This window comes from Streptomyces shenzhenensis, assembly GCF_003688995.1.
Taxonomy (GTDB): domain Bacteria; phylum Actinomycetota; class Actinomycetes; order Streptomycetales; family Streptomycetaceae; genus Streptomyces; species Streptomyces shenzhenensis_A.
Window position 1 is genome coordinate 78895 of the sequence record NZ_PENI01000006.1, and the last position, 23345, is coordinate 102239.

The window sequence follows — 23345 nt, forward strand, 5'->3', positions numbered from 1 at the left end:
GCAGCACGGTAACCGCTGTTGCCGCACAGCAGGGGCTCAGGACCGCAATCGTCCCCGTACGGGAAGCTGGGCGGGAGTCCAGCCCATCACCCGCCGTACCGCGAAAACCGTGGTGTCGTCGGCGAGATGACCGTCGGTGTGGCGGAGCGTGCCGTCCCGCACCACGGCCACCAGCCGCGCCGGCTCGGCCGTGCCCGGGTCCGCGGCCACCGCCCGGGTCACCTCCTGCGCCAGCGGATAGAACCTCCCGGTCCCGTCCCTGGCCTCCGTGACGCCGTCGGTGACCAGCAGCAGAGTCTCCCCGGCGCCCAGCGCCACGCGGTGCACCCGTGGCGGTCCGTCCGCGAACTCGCCCATGCCGAGCGGCAGACCGTCACCGGGCGGCAGCAGACGCACCCCGCCGGGGGTGACCGCCATCGGGGGCTCGTGGCCGAAGTTGACGACCTCCACGAAGCCCGACTCCCGGACGGGGAAACCGACCAGCAGGGCGGTGGCGAACCGGTCCCCGTCCTTCCGGCCCAGGGCGGCGGTGTGCCGGCGGTGGCGCAGCATCCGGGTCTCCAGACGGGCGGCCACGGCCGCGAGGTCCGGCTCGTGGTAGGCGGCCTCCCGGAAGGTGCCGAGCAGTGCGACGGCCGTGTCCACCGCGGCCAGGCCCTTGCCCTGCACATCGCCGACGAACACGCGGGTGCCGTGGGGGCCGGGCTGGATGTCGTAGAAGTCGCCGCCGACCCGGGCGTGGGTGTCCGCGGACAGGTAGACGGCCGCGTTCTCCAGGCCGGCCCAGCCCGGCGGCAGCTGACGCAGCACGGTACGGCGGGTGGTCTCGACGATGTCCCGCATGTGCAGCATGAGGCGCTCGGTACGCAGCCGGACCGCGCACGCGAGGGTGGCGAGGAAGCCGCCGAGGGCGACCAGTACGAAGTCGGGCAGGCCCGCCTGGTACTGGCTCGGCCAGGCGGCGTCCACGACGATGTACACCAGCAGCGAGAGCACCGCGAACCAGCCCGTGGTCCACACCCCGCAGATCGCGGCGGCCGTGCCGGGCACGAGCACGATCCAGGAGATGACGCGGAACTTCTCGGTGGTGTTGACGTCGATCACGACGATCAGCGCGAGCAGCAGGAGCGGCGGCAGCCACGCGACGCTGAGCCCGTGGATCCGCAGCAGCTGCCGCGGCGGGGCGTCGTCGTCGTAGCTGGTCACGGCGTGCGGCCCGCCTTTCATGGACCTCAGCGAAGCATGGGTGCGCACCGGCCGCATCCGGGGGTCGGGGCCGCACGACTTGCCGGGCCCTCGCCCCAGGTGTGCGCTGGAAGCCGGGGGCGGATTCGGGGGCGGTCTTTCGGGGGCGAGAGAGAGAAGGGCTCTCATGACTCAAGCGGCACCCACGTCCGAGGTCGTGCCCCGCACCCGCCGGACGCCCGACATCTTCGGCGAGCACACCCACGCGAGGGCCCGGCTGGCGTTCCCCGTCCTGCTCGGGCTCGTCTACGGCTACTGGGCCGCGGCCAACCGGCGCGGCGGCGGGCCCATCACCGGCTGGAACATCCTGTTCGGCTTCGTGACCGCGCTCGTGTTCGTCCTGGTGTACCTGGGCGTGCAGGCGCTGGCCCCGCGTCTGCGGCGGGAGCTGCACGCACTGCTGTGGACCGCCTTCGGCGGCATCGCGTTCGGCTTCCTCTACAACCAGTCCGGAGAATCCGTGCTCCGCACCACCGGCATGTCACTGGCCATCGCCGCGGTCTTCTTCGTCGTGCTCTTCTACCGCTACTACACCCACGAGGACGCAACGGGCCACCGAATCCGCTGACACCCGCTCCGCGGCGGTGAGCGGGGCTGCGACCCGGACCGGGGCCGAGATCGTCGCCGAGTACGCGTCAGTGCGCTGCACGGCTCCGCCCTCGGGCGGTTGACGGCGGCCGACACCGCCGACGGGGACCGGCATGGCCGTCGGCGTCGAGGCCGGAGCACCGCCGAGCGCCGGACGGCGCCGCTGCCGAAGCCGCAGCGGCGGATTCAGGTCCGCACCGAGCGCGGCACGGCACGGCACCGTGGCCGGAACCGCCGCCCGGGCCGCCGCCGGAGCCGGGTCGGGGCCGCCGCCGCGCGCCCCCGGGCCGGAACCACCGCCGGGCGCGGCACCGCTGCCCGAGGTGAGGGCTCCGCCGGGAGCGGGCCCGCCCGGAAGCCACGGCGGGCCGCGGTGCGGTGTGGTGGGGCCAGTACGGGCTGTGTTCCACCCGAATGCAGTCTTACCGGTCGCGTGCCGGGCCGGTAGGCCGTTGCCTGGAAGGGTGCCCCCTCGTCTCAGGCGCGCCCTGTCGGCGGCGCTGATCACGCTGTCCTGCCTCCTCGTGCCGCTCGGCGCACTGGCGGCCTGGGCGGCGTACGGGCTCGCCGACACCGGCCGGTACGTCACGACGATGGCGCCGCTCGCCAGCGACCCGGACGTACGCAACGCGGTCGCGGACACCGTCGGGGCGGGCATCATGCGCGAGGTCGACCAGAAGCTCGACGTCCGCCCGGTGCGGGGCGCCGTCGGGCCCTTCGTGCACGACGCGGTGCACTCCTTCACCCAGACCCGCGCCTTCCGGCTCGCCTGGGACGAGGGCAACCGCGCCACCCATGACGCCGTACTGCGCGCGCTGCGTGGCGAGGGCGGGGAGGACGGCCTGCTCGAACAGCCGGTCACCGTCGACCTCGCCCCCGTCACCGCCCAGGTCAAGCGCCAGCTCGCCGAGGACCACATGCCGCTCGCCGACCGGATCCCGGTCGAGCACACCGCGTTCGCCGTACTGCCCGCACAGGAACTGGCACCTCTCCGGAAGGGATTCCACGTGCTCGAAGTCGCCGGGTTCTGGCTCCCCGTGGCGGCCGTCGTCTTCGCCGTCGCCGGAATCGCCCTCGCTGTCCACCGCCGCCGCGCGATCACCGCGACCGCGCTCGGCACGGCCCTGGGCGGCGCCCTGCTCGGCGTCGCCCTCGCCGTGGGCCGCCGGCTCACCCTCGCCGACCTGCCCACCGACGTCCCCCAGCCGGCCGCCGGCGCCGTCTACGACGCCCTCACGGCCACCCTGCGCATGGTCTCCTGGCTGCTGCTGGGCCTCGGCCTCGCGGTGGCCCTGATCACCTGGCTGACCCGGAACGTACGCGTTCCGCACCCTCGGGCGCGTGACCTGCCGGCCCGCCGGAACGCCCCCCGGCGGGAGCGCCCCGCCGCATTCGAGGACGAGACCGTCCAGGCCGAAGCGGGCGTGGGAGCGGGCTGGCCCCCGGGAGGCCCCACAGCCACCCCGGGAGCGTGACGGCGGCGGACGCTCCCGTATCGGATGCGTCGCGCTGCCGCTCGCCGCGGTCAGCGCCGTCGTCGACTGCCGGGCCGCCGACACCGGGCTGCGGGGCTGACCTCGAACGTGGAGTTCGGCCGCGGCACCGGCTCCCTGGTCCCCGGGATCCGGCACTGGAAACCCGACGTGGCGTTCGTGGCGGAGCGCGAACGCGGCTGCCGGGCCGCCCTGGAACGGGACCTCGGCGCCGCCTACCCCGCCCGGCAGGCGGTCGCGGCGGACGGCTCGGCGGGCTCGGTCATCCTCGGCCGGCACCCGCTGCGCGGCACCGCCGGCGTCCCCGGCACGCTGGGCATGCCCGGCGCCGTCGCCGACGTCCGCGGACACGCCGTACGCCTCCAGCTCGCCCACCCCCTGCCACCGCCGCCCCGCCAGGTCGGCGTCCGGCGCCGCGAGCCGGGCCGGCTGCGTCAGTCCACCGCCGCCGACCCGGCCGCCCCGACCGTCCTGGCCGGTGACTTCAACGCCTCCCAGGACCACGCCGCCTTCCGCCGCCTCCTCGACACCGGGCTGCAGGACGCCGCCCGGCCCGCCGGGCACGACCGCGCCCCGAGCCGGCCCGCCAGGACCGCCCGGGGTGACCCGGACATGACGTGGACATAATGGGGCCATGTCCCGCGAGTTCCCCATCAGCCTCACCCCTCCCGACTGGCTGGTCCGGAACCTCCGGCCGCAGCAGGCGCCCGTCAACCGCCCCGCCATGGTCCGCGCCGCCGTCGCCATGGCCCTGCCGCTGGCCCTGGGCCTCGCCATGGACCGGCCCGCCTACGGCGCGCTCGCCGCCATGGGCGCCCTGTCCGGCGTCATCGGCGACACCGCCGACGCCTACCATCTGCGGATCCTCAACATCGCCGTCCCGCAGCTCTTCGGCGCCGTCGGCGTCACCCTCGGCTCGGCCGTGCAGGGCCACGGCTGGCTCGCGGTCGGCGTCCTCACCCTCGTCGCGCTGGTCTCCGGGATGATCTCGACGATCGGCGCGGTGGCCTCCGTGTCGGGACTGCTGCTGCTCCTGAACGCCGTCGTGGGCGCGGGACTTCCGCTGCCCCCGCCCTGGTGGCTGGCCCCGGCCCTGATGACCGGCGGCGGACTGCTCGTCCTGCTGCTCGCCCTGCTCTCCTGGCCGCTGCGCGCCAAAGTGCCCGAGCGGACGGCCGTCGCGGACGCGTACCGGTCGGTCGCCGCACTGCTCGCCGCGTCCGGCACCGACCGCACCGAGGAGTACGACGACGCCCGCCGCGCGGTCACCCAGTCCCTGAACCAGTCGTACGACCTGATCCTCGCCCGGCGCGCCCGGCACCACGGCCGCAGCCCCGAACTGACCAGGCTGCTCGCCCAGTTGAACGCGATCACCCCGGTCGTCGAGGCGGCACCCGCCGCCCATCTGGCCGGCGGGCCACTGCCCCCGGAGATCCCCGCGGCCGTCCGCCGCCTCGCCGACGCCGTGGCGAACGGCGGGCCCGCACCGGCGGGCCCGGCCCTGCCGAAACCGGCCACCGAGACCGCGCGGGCCGTCGACCACGCCCTGCGGCACGCCGCCGCCGTCGTGACCGCACCCGACGTGGACCCCCGCGGCATCGACGACCGCCTCGGCGGCCCCGCCGCCCTGCGCATCCGCACCGCGCGAGCCGCCCGCAGCGTCACCCTGTCCGCCAACTCCTGGCGCTACGGCCTCCGGCTGGCCCTGTGCATCGGCCTCGCCCAGGTCCTGGTCTCGATCCTGCCGGTGCCCCGCTCCTACTGGGTCGCCCTCACCATCACCTTCGTCCTCAAGCCCGACTTCGGCTCGGTGTTCTCCCGCGCGCTGCTGCGGGCGCTGGGCACGGTGGCGGGCCTGCTGATCGCGGCGGCGGTCCTCGCGGAGGTGCCCTGGGGCTGGTGGGACGTGGCGGTGATGGTGGCGCTCGCGCCGCTGATCCCCGCGTTCACGCCCCGCGGCTACGGCTACCAGACCGCGGCGATCACCCCGGTGATCCTGCTGCTCTCGGACATCCTGAACCACCAGGGGACGGCGCTGCTGCTGCCGCGGCTGCTGGACTCACTCCTTGGCTGCGCCATCGCCCTGGTCGCCGGCTATCTGCTGTGGCCGGAGAGCTGGCACACCCGGGTCGGCGACCGGCTCGCCGACGCGGTGGCGGACACGGCCCGCTACGTCGACTCGGCCTTCCGGCCCGACACCGACCCGGCGGCCCGTGCCCGGATGCGCCGCCGCCTCTACCGCGACCTGTCGGTCATCCGCACCGAGTTCCAGCGCGCCCTGACCGAACCCCCGCCCACCGGCCGCCGCGCCGCCGCGTGGTGGCCGCTGGTGGTCGCCGTGGAACGCATCGTCGACGCCACGACGGCGGCACGGGTGCGGGTGCGGCACGGCGCCCCGCCCCCGTCCGCCGCCGAGATCGACCAGGTGGTCCGGCAGCTGAGGGAGCTGTCGGAGGGCGTGCGCCGGGCGGAGACGCTGATCGCGGTCCCTGCGGACCTCACCGGGCCGGCGGACGGCGTCCTGGAGCCCTTGCGCCAGGAAGTCGCCGCGGCCCGGGCGATCGCGTCCCCGCACTGACGCCGCCCCGCGGTGCGTCAGACGCCGATGTCGCAGCCGTCCGCACGCCACACGGCGACCACGGCCGGCCGCACGATCTTCCCGGGTCCGTCCGGCCAGGCGCTCGCCGGCTGCTCCACCGACGCCCCGTCCACCTCGCCCGGGTGCTGCACGGCGACCAGGACACGGCGTTCCTGCACGATCGGGCCGCAGGTCTCGGCGCCGTTCGGCATGGTCAGGAACTGCTTCAGCTCACCGCGCCGGTCGCCCTTGGTGGCGACGCCGAACAGGCCGTCGTGCGTGCCGAGCGCGTTGCCGTCGGTGGAGATCCACAGGTTGCCGTGCACGTCGAAGGCGACGTTGTCCGGGCAGGAGATCGGGCTCACGCGGTCCTTCGGGAAGCCCGCGAAGTAGGTGGCCGGGTCGGCGGGGTCACCGGCGACCAGGAACACCGACCAGCCGAAGGAGGTGGCGTCGGCGTGGTTGCGCCGCTCGGTGAGTTCGAGGATGTGCCCGTGCTTGTTGTTGGTGCGCGGGTTGGCCTCGTCGGCGACGGGCGAACCCGTCTTGCCGCGGTTGGTGTTGTTGGTGAGCGCGACGTACACCTTGCCGCTCTGCGGCGACGGCTCGATGTCCTCGGGGCGGTCCATCTTCGTGGCGCCCACCTTGTCACCGGCGAGCCGCGTGAAGACGAAGACCTCCTCCGCGGTCATGCCCTCGACGTGCGAGACGGCACCGCGCGCGGTGGCGGTGGCGAGCGGGATCCAGGTGCCGCTGCCGTCGAACTCGCCGTCGGCGGGGAGCGTGCCGCTGCCGTCGATCTCGCTCGCCGGGGAGTCACCGGTGAGCTTGGCGACGTACAGGGTGCCCTCGTCGAGCAGCGTCAGGTTGTGCTCGCGCGCGGCGCGGCTGTTGCCGTGCCGCATCCGCTTGCTGCCGACGAACTTGTAGAAGTAGTCGAACCGCTCGTCGTCACCGGTGTAGACGACGGGACGCCCGTCCGACGTCATCCGCACGGTGGCCGCCTCGTGCTTGAACCGGCCGAGGGCGGTGCGCTTGCGGGGCGTGGACGTCGGGTCGTACGGGTCGAACTCGACGACGTACCCGAACCGGTGGGACTCGTTGGGCTCCTGGGCGACGTCGAACCGCTTGTCGAACCGCTCCCACTTGCGCTCGGACGCGCCGGTGCCGATGCCGTACCGCTTGTCGGTGTCCCGGCCGGCGTTGGCGAAGTACTGGTTGAAGTTCTCCTCGCCGTGCAGCGTGGTGCCCCACGGGGTGGTGCCGCCGGAGCAGTTGTTGAGGGTGCCGAGCACCTTGCGGCCGGTCCGGTCCGCGGAGGTCTTCAGCAGGCTCGAACCGGCGGCGGGCCCGGTGAGCAGGAACTCGCTGGTGGCGGTGATACGCCGGTTGAGGTGGTGCCGGCTGACGACGGTCAGCTTGCCGCTCCTGCGGTCCTCCTCCACGACGACGGCCCCGAGCCCGTGCGCGGCCCAGGCCACCTCGACCTGCTCGCGGGTGGGGTTGGCGGCGTCGTACCCGCGGAACATCAGGACCTCGTCCGTGTACTCGTGGTTGGCCACGAGCAGCTGGCGGTTGCGCTCACCGGGAATCGGCAGCAGGGCGAGGAAGTCGTTGTTGTAGCCGAACTGCCCGGCCTGCGCGGCGGCAGTCTGGTGCTCCGGGTCGAAGGCGGGGGCACCGCGCAGGATGGGGTCGCCCCAGCGGATGACGACGTTCTGCTGGTAGCCGCCGGGCACGGTGACCTGGTCGGCGGTGTTCGGGGCGACCGCGTCGAACCGCAGGCCGCGCGCGGCCTTGGCGGGTTTGACGGGCTTGCCCGGCTTGCCGTGTTTCGCCTCGACGGCGGCGGCCTGCGGGGCACCGGCCACGACGGCGGAGCCCGCGGCGGCGGCCACCGTGACCACGGCGGCGGCGCGCAGCGCGCCACGGCGGCTCAGGGCGTCGGCGATGACGTCGCCGACGTACTCGTTGGAGCTGGTGTTGGGCACCTCGTGGAAGCAGGCGTCACCACACCGGAAGCGACAGGTCATGGCGGAACGTCCGCCCGAATGCGAGCTGATGATCGGCAGCAGATTGCGCACTTTGCTCTCCCCTTGCGAACCCTTGGTGTGGGCGTGACGGTATGGGCAGGCTTGTGCTGACGGGCGGCCTCCAGATGAACGAGGCGTGAACTGCGGTGACCTTCAAGGACGTTACGGGTCGGGCCGCCGAGGCATGCGTCCCTGGGGCCGCGGACCCCTCGCCCCTGCCCAAGATCACCATCCAGGGCCGCTAACCTTACGTGTCCGTCCTGGCCAGAGATTGACGGCATCAACTCACGCGAAGGGTTGCGCACATGGGCATTCTCACTCTCCTGCGGAACGCATTCGGCCGATCACGCAAGGGGCCCACGGCCGCGGCAGAGGGTGCGGAGCAGCCCCCTTCGCAGCCGGAGCCTGCGGCGCGAGAGGCAGACCCGAAACAACAGGCCTCCTCAGAACACGACCTGGTCACAGCAGCCTTCGACAAGGTCACAGCCCCAACCGACACGCCTACGTCGCCTGACGGGTCTGCGGTGGTTGACGGGGTTGGGTCGGCTGACGCCGCTGAGGTGGCTGACGCAGCCGGGTCGGCGGACCGAGCTGGGGCAGCTGACGCCGCTGCGGTGGCGGACGCTGCCGAGGCGGCGAACGCGGCCGGATCGACAGACGAAGCTGCATCGGCCGACACGACCGAGGCGCCCGACAAGGCCGGATCGGCTGACGCCGTCGGAGTGCCCACGCAAGCCGCATCGGCGGACCGGGCTGGGTCGGCCGACGGGATTGAGTCGGCTGACGCCGCTGAGGTGGCTGACGCGACCAAGGCGACGGACGCGACCGGGGCGCTCGCGGAAACCGGGTCGGCTGACGCAGCCGGGTCGGCGGACCGAGGTGGGGCGGCTGACGAGGCCGGGGTGCCCGACAAGACCGGATCGGCTGACGCAACTGGATCGGCGGACGCCGTCGGAGTGCCCACGCAACCCGGATCGGCGGACCGGGCTGGGTCGGCCGACGGGATTGGGTCGGCTGACGTCGCTGAGGTGGCTGACGCGACTGGGGCGCTCGCGGAAACCACGTCGGCTGACACCGCCGGATCACCGGACGCAACCGGATCGGCGGACCCGGCTGGGTCGGCCGACGCAGTTGCGGTGGCGGACGCTGCCGAGGCGGCGAATGCAGCCGGATCGACAGACGAAGCTGCATCGGCCGACACAACCAAGGTGCCCGACAAGACCGGATCGACGGACCGAGCTGGGGCAGCTGACGCCGCTGAGGCGGCGAACGCGGCCGGATCGACGGACGGGGCCGCATCGGCCGACGCGACCAAGGCGCCCGACAAGACCGTGTCGGCCGACGCGGCCGGGGTGCTCGACGAGGCCGGATCGGCTGACGCGACTGGATCGGCGAACGCCGTCGGAGCGCCCACGCAAGCCGGATCGGTTGACGTCGCCGGATCGGCGGACCGGGCTGGGTCGGCCGACGGGATTGGGTCGGCTGACGCCGCTGACGTGGCTGACACGACCAAGACGACGGACGCGACTGGGGCGCTCACGGAAACCGAGTCGGCTGACACGGCCGGATCACCGGACGCAGCTGGATCGGCGGACCCGGCTGGGTCGGCCGACGCAGTTGCGGTGGCGGACGCTGCCGAGGCGACGAACGCGGCCGGATCGACGGACGGGGCCGCATCGACCGACGCGACCGAGGCGCCCGACGAGACCGTGTCGACCGAGGCAGCCGGATCACCGGACGCAACTGGATCAGCTGACGAGGTCGGGGTGCCCGACAAGACCGGATCGGCTGACGCAGCCGGATCGACGGACCGAACTGGGGCAGCTGACGCCGCTGAGGTGGCGGACGCGGCCGGATCAACGGACGAAGCTGCATCGGCCGACACGACCAAGGCGCCCGACGAGACCGTGTCGGCCGACGCGGCCGGGGTGCCCGACGAGGCCGGATCGGCTGACGCTACTGGGTCGGCGGACGCCGTCGGAGTGCCCGCGGAGACCGGATCGGTTGACGTCGCCGGATCGGCGGACGTGGAGAAGGGGGACGGCGCGACCGCGACGGAACCCGCGGAGGCGGAGCACGCTCCGTCGTCGGAGGTTGCTTCGGACGCCGAGGCGGCCAACGAGCCCGAGGCCGCCCCGGAGGCCGAGGAGCCGACGCCGGCGCCTGCCGTTGACATTGAGGAAGAGCAGGTGCCTGTCGGCGAGCGCGCAACGGAACCGACGGCGACGGCCGACCCCGAGCCCCGGACGAAGACCGTCACGCAGCCGACGCCGGTCGCTGAGGCCGAGCCCGCGGCGGCGGAGGCCGAGGAGCCGAAGGCGGACGCCGAGCCGGAGGCAGTCGCCGCCCCCGTCACCGAGGTCGCCCCCGGATCGGAACCGGTGGCCGCCGACGGTGGAGGCGCCCCGGCGGGGCCACCCGCAGGTGACGACGAGAGCCGCACGGGTGGTGCGGGTGGGAACACATCCGGCGACGGCGAAGCCGAGACGGTCACCGCCGAGACAAGCCTCGCCGAGACCGGCCTGGCCACCGCCCACAAGTCCGCCGCAGACGCCCTCGCCAAAGCCAACCTCACCGGCACCCGCGCCAAGCTCTACCTCGTACTCGACCGCTCCGCCTCCATGCGCCCGTACTACAAGGACGGCTCCGCCCAGGCCCTCGCCGAGCAGACCCTCGCCCTCGCCGCCCACCTCGACCCGGAGGCCACGGTCCACGTCGTCTTCTTCTCCACGGAAGTGGACGGCACCACCGACCTCACCCTCACCGCGCACGAGAACAAGATCGACGAGGTCCACGCCGGCCTCGGCCGCATGGGCCGTACCAGCTACCACGCCGCCGTGGAAGCCGTACTCGCCCACCGCGAGCAGTCCACGACCGCCACCACCCCGGCACTCGTCGTGTTCCAGACGGACGGCGCCCCCGACGCCAAGACCCCCGCCACCCAGGCCCTCACGGACGCGGCGAAGAACCACCCCGCCGTCTACTTCTCCTTCGTCGCCTTCGGTGAGCACGACAACAAGGCCTTCGACTACCTCCGCAAGCTGAAGACCGGCAACGCGTCCTTCTTCCACGCGGGCCCCACCCCCCGCGAGCTGACGGACGCGGAGCTGTACGAAGGCGTACTGGCCGACTGGCGCCCGTAACCCCACCCGTAACCCCCGCCCGGCCACCCCGCCCCGGCCCCCGTCCCGCGCCGCCCGCTTCCCACCCCGTAAAACGGGAGGCGGGCGGCGCACCCGTGTCGGCTACGATTTCAAGGTTCGTAAACGACGAAGACGACCCGCAAAACGGCCGACCGTCACCCCACGTAGCGACTTGGGAGCAGCCCGCGATGGCTCGACACCTCATCACCAGCGCCCTTCCGTACATCAACGGGATCAAGCACCTGGGCAACATGGTGGGGTCCATGCTCCCGGCGGACGTGTACGCCCGGTACCTGCGCCGGCGCGGCCACGACGTGCTGTACATCTGCGCGACCGACGAGCACGGCACCCCCGCGGAGCTGGCCGCCAAGGAGCAGGGCATCCCGGTCGCCGAGTTCTGCGCCCAGGCGCACGACGCCCAGAAGGCGGTCTACGACGGCTTCGGGCTGGCCTTCGACTATTTCGGCCGCAGCTCCAGCCCGCAGAACGTCGAGATCACCCAGCACTTCGCCCGCAGGCTCAACGAGAACGGCTTCATCGAAGAGCGCGCGATCCGCCAGGTGTACAGCCCCGCCGACGGCCGCTTCCTGCCGGACCGCTACGTCGAGGGCACCTGCCCGCACTGCGGCTACGACAAGGCCCGCGGCGACCAGTGCGAGAACTGCACCCGGGTGCTCGACCCGACCGACCTGATCAACCCGCGCTCGGCGATCTCGGGCTCCACGGACCTGGAGGTCCGCGAGACCAAGCACCTCTTCCTGCTCCAGTCGAAGCTGGAGAGCGAGGTCCGCGAGTGGGTCGCCCGCCATGACAAGGACTGGCCGCAGCTGGCGTCCTCCATCGCCCACAAGTGGCTGACCGAGGGCCTGCACGACCGCGCGATCACCCGCGACCTGGACTGGGGCGTCCCGGTCCCGGCCGACACCTGGCCGGAGCTGGCCGCGGAGGGCAAGGTCTTCTACGTCTGGTTCGACGCCCCGATCGAGTACATCGGCGCGACGAAGGAGTGGTCGGACCAGAACCCGGAGAGCCGGGACTGGAAGTCGTGGTGGTACGACGTCGACACCGACGTCCGCTACACGGAGTTCATGGCGAAGGACAACGTCCCCTTCCACACGGTGATGTTCCCGGCCACCGAACTCGGCGTCCGCGAGCCGTGGAAGAAGGTCGACTACGTCAAGGCGTTCAACTGGCTGACGTACTACGGCGGAAAGTTCTCCACCTCGCAGAAGCGGGGCGTCTTCACGGACCAGGCCCTGGAGATCCTCCCGGCCGACTACTGGCGCTACTTCCTGATCGCCAACGCCCCCGAGTCGGACGACGCGTCCTTCACCTGGGAGCATTTCACCGCCACGGTGAACAAGGACCTGGCCGACACCCTCGGCAACTTCGTCAACCGGGTGCTGTCCTTCTCGAAGAAGCGCTTCGGCGAGCAGGTCCCGGCGGGCGGCGCGCCCGGCGAGGCGGAGACGAAGCTCGGCGCGGAGATCGCCCGGCTGCTGGCCGAGTACGAGGAGCACCTGGAGGCGCTCCAGTTCCGCAAGGCCGCGGCGGCGCTGCGCGCCCTGTGGTCGGCGGGCAACTCCTACCTGGAGGAGAAGGCCCCCTGGCTGGAGATCAAGACCGACAAGGACGGCGCGGCCCTCACACTCCGCACGGCGATGAACCTGATCCACCTGTACGCGGTGGTCTCGGAGCCGCTCATCCCGTCGGCGTCGGCGGCCATGCGCGCGGCCTTCGCCCTGGCGGACGACACGGCGCCCTGGGTCTCCGAGGACGAGGCCCGCGCCCTCGCCTCGGTCCCCGCCGGCACCCCCTTCACGGTCCCGCCGGTGCTGTTCGCCAAGCTCACGGACGACGACCTGGAGACCTACAAGGAGCGCTTCGGCGGCGGCGACACCGCCGCGTAGTGCGTCACGGCAGGGGCCCCGGAACCGGTGGACGGTTCCGGGGCCCCTGTCGTGACGCGTGGGGCGCCCGCCGGCGTCAGCCTTCGTGGGTCTCGTCCGGGGTGACGCCCAGCGTCAGCGCGGCCCGGACCCCCTTGCTGATCCTGTTCTTGTTGTACTTGAGGGTGAGCAGGCCGCCCTCGGCACCGTTCTGCGGGTAGATCGTGTCCTCCGTGAGGGTGGTGCGCGTGACGGCGTTGGCCGAGTAGGGCGCCACGTCCTCCGTGCGGAGCACGGCCTCCTCCGCGAAGAACAGCTGGCCCGTGTGGCAGGTGTGGCCGCCCTCGTACCCGGCGTCCGTCCACGCGCCGTCCACGTGCACCTTGACGTGGATGTGGACGCAGCGCCCCTGGTACCAGCCGGGGAAGACGGACGTGAAGGTGACGGTGCCGTGCTTGTCGGTCTTCCAGGTGCCGCGCAGATACCGCTCGTCGTCGGTGGGTTCGACATGGCCGCCTCCGCCGCCGCCCGGCCCGCCGGACGGCGGCTCGCCCGTCGGAGTGCCGGACGGTACGTCCGTGGGAGTGCCGGAGGGGGCGTCCGTGGGGGCGCCGGAAGGGGCTCCGCCACCGCCGCCGTTGCCGACCGACTCGTAACCGGAGTAGACGCCGAGCGCGGTGCAGTGCCAGACGTCGACGGCCGCGTTCCTGACCGGCTTGCAGGTGTCCGCGTCGATCACCTTGAGCGTGAGGGTCAGGGGGATGCCCTCCTGGTCCTCGGTGATGTCCTGCCTGATCTTGTCCGCGTCGATGTAGTACGGGCCCTCGACGGTCTCCGAGGTGAGCTTGTAGCACGCGCCCGCGCTGCTGCTCGCCGTCGCCGTGGCGTCCGCGGCACCGGTGTCACCGGCGAAGGCCCCGGTCGCGACCGTACCGCCGACACCGACGGCGACCACGGCGCCCGCGCCCACGGCGACCACCTTGCGACGCGTCAGATCCTGCTTGTGTTTCGGCTCGTGAGCCGTTCCCTGTTCCGTCATGGCCACGGAAATTAGGGAAGGAGTCTGTCAGGACCGTGGGAATGGACTGTGCTTTCCCGGACCGGTTGCCGCAGACGGCACAAGGGCCGGAAACCGCCGTCGGTCTCCGGCCCTTGTGCTGGTGCGACTACTTCGGCTGCGGCTTGCGCACCGACAGGTGCAGCTCCTTCAGCCGGGCCTCCTCCAGCTCCGTGGGCGCGCCCATCATCAGGTCCTGGGCGTTGCCGTTGAGCGGGAAGGAGATCGTCTCGCGGATGTTCGGCTCGTCCGCGAGGAGCATGACGATGCGGTCGACGCCGGGGGCGATGCCGCCGTGCGGCGGGGCGCCGAAGCGGAAGGCGCGGAGCATGCCCGCGAACTTCTCCTCCACCGTCTCGCGGTCGTAGCCCGCGATCTCGAAGGCCTTGAGCATGATGTCCGGCTCATGGTTCCGGATGGCACCGGAGGACAACTCGACGCCGTTGCAGACGATGTCGTACTGCCAGCCGAGGATGTCCAGCGGGTCCTGGGTCTCCAGGGCCTCCAGACCGCCCTGCGGCATGGAGAACGGGTTGTGCGAGAAGTCGATCGAGCCGGTCTCCTCGTCCTTCTCGTACATCGGGAAGTCGACGATCCAGCAGAAGCGGAAGACGTTCTCCTCGAACTGCCCGGCGCGCTTGGCGGCCTCGACCCGCACGGCGCCCATGATCTTCGAGACCTCGTCGAACTCGCCCGCGCCGAAGAACACGGCGTGGCCGGCCGCCAGCGACAGGCGCTTGGTCAGCTCGGCGACGTTCTCCTCGGTGAGGAACTTCGCGATCGGGCCGGACAGCGACCCGTCCTCGGCGACCCGCACCCAGGCCAGGCCCTTGGCGCCCTGCGCGACGGCGAAATCGCCGAGCTGGTCGAAGAACTTCCGGGGCTGCGCGGACACGTCCGGCACCGCCAGCGCACGCACGTGCTTGCCCGCGAAGGCCTTGAACTCCGAGCCCTCGAAGACATCGGTGATGTCGGCCAGCTCCAGCTTGGCGCGCAGGTCCGGCTTGTCGGAGCCGTACTTCAGCATCGCCTCGCGGAACGGGATGCGCGGGAAGGGAGAGGTGACATGACGGCCACCGCCGAACTCCTCGAACAGCTCCGTCATCAGCTTCTCGATCGGCTGGAAGATGTCCTCCTGCTCGACGAAGCTCATCTCGACGTCGAGCTGGTAGAACTCGCCCGGCGAACGGTCCGCGCGGGCGTCCTCGTCACGGAAGCAGGGCGCGATCTGGAAGTAGCGGTCGAAGCCGGAGATCATCAGCAGCTGCTTGAACTGCTGGGGCGCCTGCGGCAGGGCGTAGAACCTGCCCGCGTGCAGCCGGGACGGCACGACGAAGTCGCGGGCGCCCTCGGGGGAGGTGGCGGACAGGATCGGGGTCGCCATCTCGTTGAAGCCCATCGCCACCATCTTGTGGCGGATCGCGGAGATGACCGACGTACGCAGCATGATGTTGCGGTGCATGCGCTCGCGGCGCAGGTCGAGGAAGCGGTACTCCAGGCGCCGCTCCTCGTTGACCCCGTCCTCCGTGTTGATCGTGAAGGGCAGGGGGGCCGCCGCGCCCAGCACCTCGACCGCGCCGACCTCGATCTCGACCTCGCCGGTCGGCAGGTCCGGGTTCACGTTCTCGGCGCCGCGCGAGACGACCTTGCCGTCGGCCCGGACGACCGTCTCCTTGGAGAGCTTGTCGAGCGCCTCGTACGACTCGGTGCCCGGGCGGGCGACGAGCTGGGTGATGCCATAGTGGTCGCGCAGATCGATGAAGAGAATGCCGCCCAGGTCGCGCCGATTGTGCAGCCAGCCACTCAACCGGACGTCGGTGCCGACGTCAGAGGCGCGGAGCTCGCCGCAGGTGTGGGACCTGTACCGATGCATCGTCGTTCATCCAGCCTTCGCGGATCGAGGGGCTTGTTTCACGTGAAACTCCCCCCAAGCCTACCGGGCCGCCCAAGATCGACTCCCCATCGTTCCGGAGTCGATGAACAGTCGGTGACCAGTGGAAATTTTCGATCACCTCTTCTTAAAGTGGGGCAATGCGTACCGGTGATCCCATGCCCGCGGTGGAAAACGTGCTCACCACGCTCGCGACCGGACTGTGGCACTGGGACACCGCCACCGGACTGGTCACCGTGGACGCGGAGGCGGCGCGGCTGCTGGGCCTGCCCGCCGAGCGGGCCACCCTCACCCAGGCCCAGACCCGGGCCCGGCTGCATCCGGTCGACTGGAACGAGGTCACCGGGGTGGTGCGGCTCGCCCTCGCCGAGGACACCCTCGCCGAGGTACGGATCCGGATCATGGACGAGCGGGGCCGTGTCGTACGCACCGTGCGCAGCCGGTCCAAGCCGTCGTTCGACCGCGAGCGGCGGACCTTCGATCTGATCGGTTCCCTCCAGGAGGTCACCGAGCCGACGCCGGGCACCCCGGCGGGGCGGCGCGCGGTCCACGGCGACTGGCGGCGCTCCCGGGAGGCCTTCCTGCTGGACGCGGGCCGGGCGCTCGCCGAGGCCCGGTCCACGGCTGAGGTGCTGCGGGTGGCCGCCGGGCTGTCGATGCCGGGGTTCTCACCGGACGGGCTCGCGGTGTTCGCCGGGACGGGCGACCGTCTGACGGTCATCGGCCACCACGGGCAGCAGTCGGGCGACGAGGCGCCCTTCCTCAATATGCCGCTGACCACCGACTACCCGGCCGCGGAGGTGGTGCGCACCGGCCGTGCCGTCTATCTGTCCTCGCCCGAGCAGTACCGCAGCCGCTACCCGGTCACCTGGCCGCTCGCCGAGCCGTTCGGCCGCCAGTCCTGGGCGTTCCTGCCGCTGACCTCCGCCGGCCGCACGATGGGCGCCTGGCTGGCGGCCTTCACCTACCCGGTCGACTTCACCCCCGACGAACGGTCCGTGCTGACGACGGTGGCCCGCATGCTCGCCCAGGCGCTGTCCAGGGCCGAGGCCACCGAGTCGGAACGGGAGCTGACCGACGGCCTGCAACGCTCCATGCTGCCCAACCTGGGCCCCGAGGTCCCCGGCATGACGGTGGCCGCCCGCTACATCCCCACCGGCGGCGGACTCCAGGTCGGCGGCGACTGGTACGACATCATCCCGCTGCCCGGCAGCGGCACCCAGCCGGGCGGCGGCAGATACGCGCTGGTCATCGGGGACGTACAGGGTCATGACGTGGGGGCCGCCGGGCTCATGGGGCAGCTGCGGATCGCACTGCGCGCCTACGCCTCCGAAGGCCACCGCCCGGACGCGGTCCTCTCCCGTGCCTCCCGCTTTCTGCACGGCATCACCACCGGCACCGACGACACCGCCGACCTGCGCTTCGCGACCTGTCTGTATGTGGAGGCGGACCCGGTGTCCGGGGTCCTGGAGATCGCCCGCGCCGGGCATCCGGAACCGGCGATACGCATGGCGGACAGGACGGTGATGATGCGGCCGACCGCGGGCGGGCTGCCGTTAGGCATCGACCCGGACGCCGACTATCCGACCACCCGCCTGGTGCTGGAGCCGGGCGAGACCATGGTGATCTGCACCGACGGTCTGATCGAGACCGGCGGCCATGACATGGACAGCGGCTGGCAGCGCATCCGCACCATCCTGGAAAAACACGACGGCGATCTGGAGTCGCTCGCCGACGCCCTGGTGCAGGGTGTCCACGGGCCCTCCTCGCACCACACCACCGGCCCGCTGGCCGACCGGCGCGAGGACGACATCGCGCTGCTGCTCGTACGCCGGGCACCCGAAGACGGCACGGCCGGCACGGCCGGCACGGACGGCAGCGGCGCCGGACGCCCGGCGGTCCGCCGTTCGCTGCTGGCCGTGGCGCAGACCGAGCCGGAGCGGATCGCCGAGGCCCGCCGGCACCTGCGCGGACTGCTGCACGACTGGGCCTCGGCCGACCAGGTCGACTCCGCGGTGCTGCTGGCCTCCGAGATGGTCACCAATGTGCTCGTGCACACCGACGCGGACGCGCTGCTGGTCGCCGAGGTCGGCGGCGGGCCGGGCCGGCGCCGGCTGCGGGTGGAGGTCACCGACGCCGGTGACGACCTCCCGCACAAGCGCTGCCCGGGCGAGCTGGCCTCCTCCGGGCGCGGCCTGGTCCTGATCGAACTGCTCGCCGACGCATGGGGGGTGACCCCACGAGGCGAGGGCAAGACCATCTGGTTCGAACTGCACGAACAGGGGTGACGGCGGGACACGGGGTCCTCGGGCGCACGGACGTCACGGTGGCGACGGTGACGTGGCCGCGTAGCGGGTCCTGAGCTCGTGGGCGACGCCGAAGGCGGCGGCGGTGAGCGGCACCGCGAGCAGCATCCCGACGATCCCCGCGACGGACGCCCCCGCGGTGATCGCCACCATCACCACCGCGGGATGCATCTGCACGGTCCGGCTCTGGATCGCCGGCTGGAGCACATGCCCCTCCAGCACCTGCACGGCGAGCACCACGCCGAGCGCCCACAGCGCGATCACGACACCCCGGTCGGCGAGTGCGACCAGCACGGCCACCGCGCCGGAGAGGAACGCGCCGAGGTAGGGGATATAGGCGCCGACGAAGACGAGCGCGCCCAGCCCCGGCGCGCCCGGCACCCGCAGGATCAGCAGCCCGACGGTGATGCAGGCGGCGTCGATGAGCGCGATGACGGTGGTCCCGCGCATGAACCCCTCGATGGCGCCGAAGGCCCGCCGCGCCATGGCCTCCAGGGTGTCCCCGGTGCCCCGCGGGGCGATCGACCTGATGGTCTCGGCGGCACGGTGCGAGTCGCGCAGGAAGAAGAAGACGAGCAGCAGCGCCAGGACGGCCATGGCGATGCTCTCCCCGACCACGCTGACCCCGCTGATGACGTTGGAGGCGGCCGTCCCGCCGAACTTGCCGAGCAGCTTCCTGGAGTTGGCGGCGAGATCGTCGAGGGAGGTCCCGGCCGCCCCGAAGTGCCGGGCGAGGGACTTGCCGGCGTCCCGCAGCGAGGCGACGATCTGGTCGCCGGTGTCGATGAGCGCGGCCACCACGATGTAGACGGCGCCGCCGACCACGGCGACGACCGCGACACAGGTGAGCCCGGCCGCCAGCGACCGGTGCACCCCGGCGGCCACGAGCCGCCGGTACAGCGGCCGCAGCAGGGCGGTGCCCAGCAGCGCGAGCAGCACGGGCGTGACGGCCGTACGGAACTCCACGCACAGCCGGATCCCGACGTAGACGACTCCGGAGGCAAGCAGGATCACCGTGCACCAGGCGGCGAGACGGCGGACGGGTTCCGGAAGCAGGTGCACCGGTCCAGCGGATCACGCGGGGGACGGCCTGTCCTGCCGTGGTGGCCCGGGCGGGTGACGGTGCGTCACCCGCCGACCCCGTCGGCCGGAACGCGTCCCGGCCGGCGCTCCGTCAGGCCTGCGGGCCGCTCTCGGTCATCCCGTGGACGGCCGGAACGGTGCCCAGCCGGCCCTTCTGGAAGTCCTCGAAGGCCTGCATCAGCTCTTCCTTGGTGTTCATGACGAACGGGCCGTAGTGGGCCATCGGCTCCCGGATCGGCTGCCCGCCGAGCAGCACGACCTCCAGGTCCGGCGTGTGGGAGTCCTGCTTCTCGTCCGCGCGGACGGTCAGCGAACCGCCGGCGCCGAAGACCGCGGTCTGGCCCAGATGGATCGGTCGGCGCTCGGCGCCGACCGAGCCCTTGCCCGCCATCACGTACGCCAGCCCGTTGAAGTCCTCGCGCCACGGCAGGGTGAGCTCCGCGCCCGGCGCCAGCGTCGCGTGGACCATGGTGATCGGCGTGTGCGTGATGCCGGGACCGGCGTGGCCGTCCAGCTCGCCGGCGATGACACGCAGCAGCGCGCCGCCGTCGGGACTGGCGAGCAGCTGGACGCTGCCGGCACGGATGTCCTGGTAGCGCGGGGCCATCATCTTGTCCTTGGCGGGGAGGTTCACCCACAGCTGGAGGCCGTGGAACAGACCGCCGGACACGACGAGCGCCTCGGGCGGCGCCTCGATGTGCAGGAGGCCCGAGCCCGCGGTCATCCACTGGGTGTCGCCGTTGGTGATGGTGCCGCCACCGCCGTTGGAGTCCTGGTGGTCGAAGATCCCGTCGATGATGTAGGTGACGGTCTCGAAGCCGCGGTGCGGATGCCAGGGCGTGCCCTTGGGCTCACCGGGCGCGTACTCCACCTCACCCATCTGGTCCATCATGATGAACGGGTCGAGGTGGCGGTAGTTGATCCCGGCGAAGGCCCGGCGCACCGGGAAGCCCTCGCCCTCGAAACCGCTCGGCGCGGTCGTGACGGCGAGCACGGGACGGGCCACCGCGTCGGCGGGCGCGGTCACACGGGGCAGCGTCAACGGGTTCTCGACGGTCACTGCAGGCATGTCGGTACCTCCTTGTGCGCTCAGTTTAGTTGAGCGTTGAACTTTCTGTCACCCCCAACAGAGGAAGCCCGGAGGGAATTCCCTCCGGGCTCACACGGGTGCGGCACTGATCAGCCGGCCGTCAGCCGTACATGCGGCGCATCGCGAAATCGACCATCTGCTCGACCGCTTTGGCGTCGAAGACCATCCGATGCTCGCCCTCCATGTCCAGGACGAAGCCGTAGCCGGTCGGCAGCAGGTCGATCACCTCGGAGCCGGTGATCACGAAGTACTTGGACTCCTTGCCCGCGTACCGGCGCAGCTCCTTGAGCGAGGTGAACATCGGGATCACCGGCTGCTGGGTGTTGTGCAGGGCGAGGAAGCCGGGGTTGTCGCCGCGCGGGCAGTAGACCTTGGACGTGGCGAACACCTGCTGGAAGTCCTCGGCGGCCAGCTGGCCGGTGGTGAACGCGCGCACCGCGTCCGCGAGCGAGGGCGGGGACGGCTCCGGGTAGAGCGGCGGCTGCTGCCCGTACCCGCCGGGCTGCTGCGGCGGGGCGTACTGCTGCTGCGCGCCGCCCCCGTCCATGGGCTGGCCGTATCCGTACATGGGCGCAAGCGTACCGAGACCGCCGGGGGCACAGGAGGGCCATCGAGGGTTTCTCGTCGCCATGCGCCGGCGCACCGGCGCACACCCCGTCACCCCTCACGCACACCCCCGCCGGGCCGGCACAGCGCGCAGGACGAGATCGAGGCCGCGGGCGACCCCGGCCCCATCGTCACGCTGGGCGGCGACGGCACGTTTCTGCGCGGGGCCCGGCTGGCGGCGGAGCAGACGCACTGGTCCTCGGGGTGGATCTCGGCCGGGTCGGCTTCCTCACCGGGGCCCCCACCCCGGCCGTGCGCTCCGCGCTGGACGCCGTATCAACACGCCCACGTCCGGGCGAATAGACCCATCTCACAGTTGGACCAATAGGGCTTGCGTGTTATTACCGACGGGTAGCATCATCGTAGCTACTTGTTGGTATGTGAACCAGATGCGAGGAGTCAGTGCCTCGCCGAGTCCGATACGGAGCTGTCACCATGGGGCACTACAAATCGAACCTCCGCGACATCGAGTTCAACCTGTTCGAAGTACTCGGGCGCGACAAGCTGTACGGAACCGGCCCGTTCACCGAGATGGACACGGACACCGCCAAGAGCGTCCTCGAGGAGCTGACCCGGCTCGCCGAGAACGAGCTGGCCGAGTCCTTCGCGGACGCCGACCGCAACCCGCCCGTCTTCGACCCCGAGACCAACACCGCGCCCGTCCCGGCCTCCTTCAAGAAGAGCTACCGGGCCTTCATGGACTCCGAGTACTGGCGCCTCGGCCTGCCCGAGGAGGTCGGCGGCACCACGGCTCCCCCGTCGCTGATCTGGGCGTACGCCGAACTGGTCCTCGGCGCCAACCCGGCGATCTGGATGTACTCCTCCGGCCCGGCGTTCGCCCGCATCCTCTTCGAGGAGGGCACCGAGCAGCAGCAGCGGATCGCCCGGATCGCGATCGAGAAGACCTGGGGCTCCACCATGGTCCTCACGGAGCCCGACGCGGGCTCCGACGTCGGCGCCGGCCGCACCAAGGCGGTCCGGCAGGAGGACGGCTCCTGGCACATCGAGGGCGTGAAGCGCTTCATCACCTCCGGTGAGCACGACATGGAGGAGAACATCCTCCACTACGTCCTGGCTCGCCCCGAGGGCGCGGGCCCCGGTACCAAGGGCCTGTCCCTCTTCCTCGTCCCGAAGTACCTCTTCGACGTCGAGACCGGCGAGCTGGGCGAGCGCAACGGCGTCTACGCCACGAACGTCGAGCACAAGATGGGCCTCAAGGCCTCCAACACCTGTGAGATGACCTTCGGCGACCGGCACCCGGCCAAGGGCTGGCTGATCGGCGACAGGCACGACGGCATCCGCCAGATGTTCCGCATCATCGAGTTCGCCCGGATGATGGTCGGCACGAAGGCGATCTCCACGCTCTCCACCGGCTACCTCAACGCGCTGGAGTACGCCAAGGAGCGCGTCCAGGGCCCCGACCTGGCGAACTTCATGGACAAGTCCGCGCCCAAGGTCACCATCACCCACCACCCCGACGTGCGCCGCTCGCTGATGACACAGAAGGCGTACGCGGAGGGCATGCGCGCCCTCGTGCTGCACACCGCCGCCGTCCAGGACGCGATCGCCGTCAAGGAGGCGAACGGCGAGGACGCCGCCACCGAGCACGCCCTGAACGACCTGCTCCTGCCGATCGTCAAGGGCTACGGCTCCGAGAAGGGCTACGAGCAGCTCGCCCAGTCGCTGCAGACCTTCGGCGGCTCCGGCTTCCTGCAGGAGTACCCGATCGAGCAGTACATCCGCGACGCCAAGATCGACACCCTGTACGAGGGCACCACCGCGATCCAGGGCCAGGACTTCTTCTTCCGGAAGATCGTCCGCAACCAGGGTGCCGCGCTGAACTCGCTCGCCGAGGACATCAAGGAGTTCCTGGCCCTCGGCACCGGCGGCGAGGGGCTGGCCGGCGCCCGCGAGCACCTGGCCAAGGCGGCCGTGGAGCTGGAGGCGCTCGTCGGCCTGATGCTCACCGACCTCGCCGCCACCGAGCAGGACGTCAAGAACATCTACAAGGTCGGCCTGAACACCACCCGCCTGCTGCTCGCCTCCGGCGATGTGATCGTCGGCTATCTGCTGCTGCGCGGCGCCGCGGTCGCCGCCGAGAAGCTGGAGACCGCCGCCGCCAAGGACACGGCGTTCTACCAGGGCAAGATCGCGGCGGCGAAGTTCTTCGCGGCCAACGTCCTGCCCGGCGTCACCCTGGCCCGCAAGGTCTCCGAGAACGTCGACCTCGACCTGATGGAACTGGCCGAGGACGCCTTCTGACCTGCCTGACCTGCGGCGGCACCCACCGCCGTCACCCGCGTGGGCCCGCCCTCCCGCCCAGGGAGAGCGGGCCCACGCACG

General features: G+C 71.8%; 14 protein-coding genes and 2 pseudogenes. 9 read left to right on the top strand and 7 right to left on the bottom strand.

Going from position 1 to position 23345, the window contains the following annotated elements:
- Positions 1-36 precede the first annotated feature (36 nt).
- Positions 37-1227 carry a PP2C family protein-serine/threonine phosphatase gene (locus CTZ28_RS12045; RefSeq protein ID WP_121889328.1) on the bottom strand — a complete coding sequence of 397 codons (1191 nt, stop codon included), beginning with the start codon at positions 1225-1227 and terminating at the stop codon, positions 37-39.
- A 145-nt stretch (positions 1228-1372) separates the two neighbouring features.
- On the opposite strand from CTZ28_RS12045, the gene CTZ28_RS12050 reads away from it, so the two are divergent.
- From CTZ28_RS12050 to CTZ28_RS12065, 4 genes and pseudogenes are all read left to right on the top strand, one after another.
- Positions 1373-1813 (top strand): hypothetical protein, encoded by a 441-nt coding sequence (locus CTZ28_RS12050; protein ID WP_121889329.1) that lies wholly within the window; start codon positions 1373-1375, stop codon positions 1811-1813.
- 484 nt (positions 1814-2297) lie between these two features.
- Positions 2298-3308 carry a hypothetical protein gene (locus tag CTZ28_RS12055; RefSeq protein WP_259471565.1) on the top strand — a complete coding sequence of 337 codons (1011 nt, stop codon included), beginning with the start codon at positions 2298-2300 and terminating at the stop codon, positions 3306-3308.
- Positions 3309-3404: 96 nt separating this feature from the next.
- Positions 3405-3920: pseudogene (locus tag CTZ28_RS12060) on the top strand (endonuclease/exonuclease/phosphatase family protein); the annotation flags it as partial.
- Between the two features lie 40 nt (positions 3921-3960).
- Positions 3961-5904, top strand: coding sequence for an FUSC family protein (locus tag CTZ28_RS12065; protein WP_121889330.1), 1944 nt, complete (start codon positions 3961-3963; stop codon positions 5902-5904).
- 17 nt (positions 5905-5921) lie between these two features.
- Here CTZ28_RS12065 and CTZ28_RS12070 read toward each other — a convergent pair whose 3' ends face one another.
- Positions 5922-7988 carry a PhoX family protein gene (locus CTZ28_RS12070; protein ID WP_121889331.1) on the bottom strand — a complete coding sequence of 689 codons (2067 nt, stop codon included), beginning with the start codon at positions 7986-7988 and terminating at the stop codon, positions 5922-5924.
- A gap of 1571 nt (positions 7989-9559) precedes the next feature.
- On the opposite strand from CTZ28_RS12070, the gene CTZ28_RS48180 reads away from it, so the two are divergent.
- The gene (locus tag CTZ28_RS48180) at positions 9560-11080 is read left to right on the top strand and encodes a VWA domain-containing protein (protein ID WP_259471566.1); all 1521 of its coding nucleotides are present in this window, start codon (positions 9560-9562) and stop codon (positions 11078-11080) included.
- A 188-nt stretch (positions 11081-11268) separates the two neighbouring features.
- Positions 11269-12990, top strand: coding sequence for a methionine--tRNA ligase (metG, locus tag CTZ28_RS12080; RefSeq protein ID WP_121889333.1), 1722 nt, complete (start codon positions 11269-11271; stop codon positions 12988-12990).
- Between the two features lie 76 nt (positions 12991-13066).
- On the opposite strand, the gene CTZ28_RS12085 is transcribed toward metG, so the two are convergent.
- Together CTZ28_RS12085 and aspS are read right to left on the bottom strand one after the other, a co-directional pair.
- The gene (locus CTZ28_RS12085; RefSeq protein ID WP_121889334.1) at positions 13067-14008 is read right to left on the bottom strand and encodes an intradiol ring-cleavage dioxygenase; all 942 of its coding nucleotides are present in this window, start codon (positions 14006-14008) and stop codon (positions 13067-13069) included.
- 127 nt (positions 14009-14135) lie between these two features.
- Positions 14136-15899, bottom strand: a complete 1764-nt coding sequence (gene aspS / locus CTZ28_RS12090) for an aspartate--tRNA ligase (protein ID WP_121889335.1) — start codon at positions 15897-15899, stop codon at positions 14136-14138.
- Positions 15900-16057: 158 nt separating this feature from the next.
- Here aspS and CTZ28_RS12095 point away from each other — a divergent pair, with 158 nt between their 5' ends.
- Positions 16058-18205, top strand: a complete 2148-nt coding sequence (locus CTZ28_RS12095; protein WP_121889336.1) for an ATP-binding SpoIIE family protein phosphatase — start codon at positions 16058-16060, stop codon at positions 18203-18205.
- 33 nt (positions 18206-18238) lie between these two features.
- Here the strand turns inward: CTZ28_RS12095 and CTZ28_RS12100 are convergent, their stop codons facing one another.
- The 3 genes from CTZ28_RS12100 to CTZ28_RS12110 all read right to left on the bottom strand — a co-directional run bounded on the left by CTZ28_RS12100 (position 18239) and on the right by CTZ28_RS12110 (position 20964).
- Positions 18239-19285: an AI-2E family transporter gene (locus CTZ28_RS12100; RefSeq protein ID WP_121889337.1), complete on the bottom strand. Its 1047-nt coding sequence runs from the start codon at positions 19283-19285 to the stop codon at positions 18239-18241.
- A 112-nt stretch (positions 19286-19397) separates the two neighbouring features.
- The gene (locus CTZ28_RS12105) at positions 19398-20375 is read right to left on the bottom strand and encodes a pirin family protein (protein WP_121889338.1); all 978 of its coding nucleotides are present in this window, start codon (positions 20373-20375) and stop codon (positions 19398-19400) included.
- 121 nt (positions 20376-20496) lie between these two features.
- On the bottom strand, positions 20497-20964 hold the full coding sequence (locus CTZ28_RS12110; RefSeq protein ID WP_121889339.1) for an SseB family protein: 468 nt from the start codon (positions 20962-20964) through the stop codon (positions 20497-20499).
- Between the two features lie 117 nt (positions 20965-21081).
- On the opposite strand from CTZ28_RS12110, the pseudogene CTZ28_RS48185 reads away from it, so the two are divergent.
- Positions 21082-21278: pseudogene (locus CTZ28_RS48185) on the top strand (NAD(+)/NADH kinase); the annotation flags it as partial.
- A 159-nt stretch (positions 21279-21437) separates the two neighbouring features.
- Positions 21438-23264, top strand: a complete 1827-nt coding sequence (locus CTZ28_RS12120; protein WP_121889340.1) for an acyl-CoA dehydrogenase — start codon at positions 21438-21440, stop codon at positions 23262-23264.
- The last annotated feature ends 81 nt before the right edge of the window (positions 23265-23345 follow it).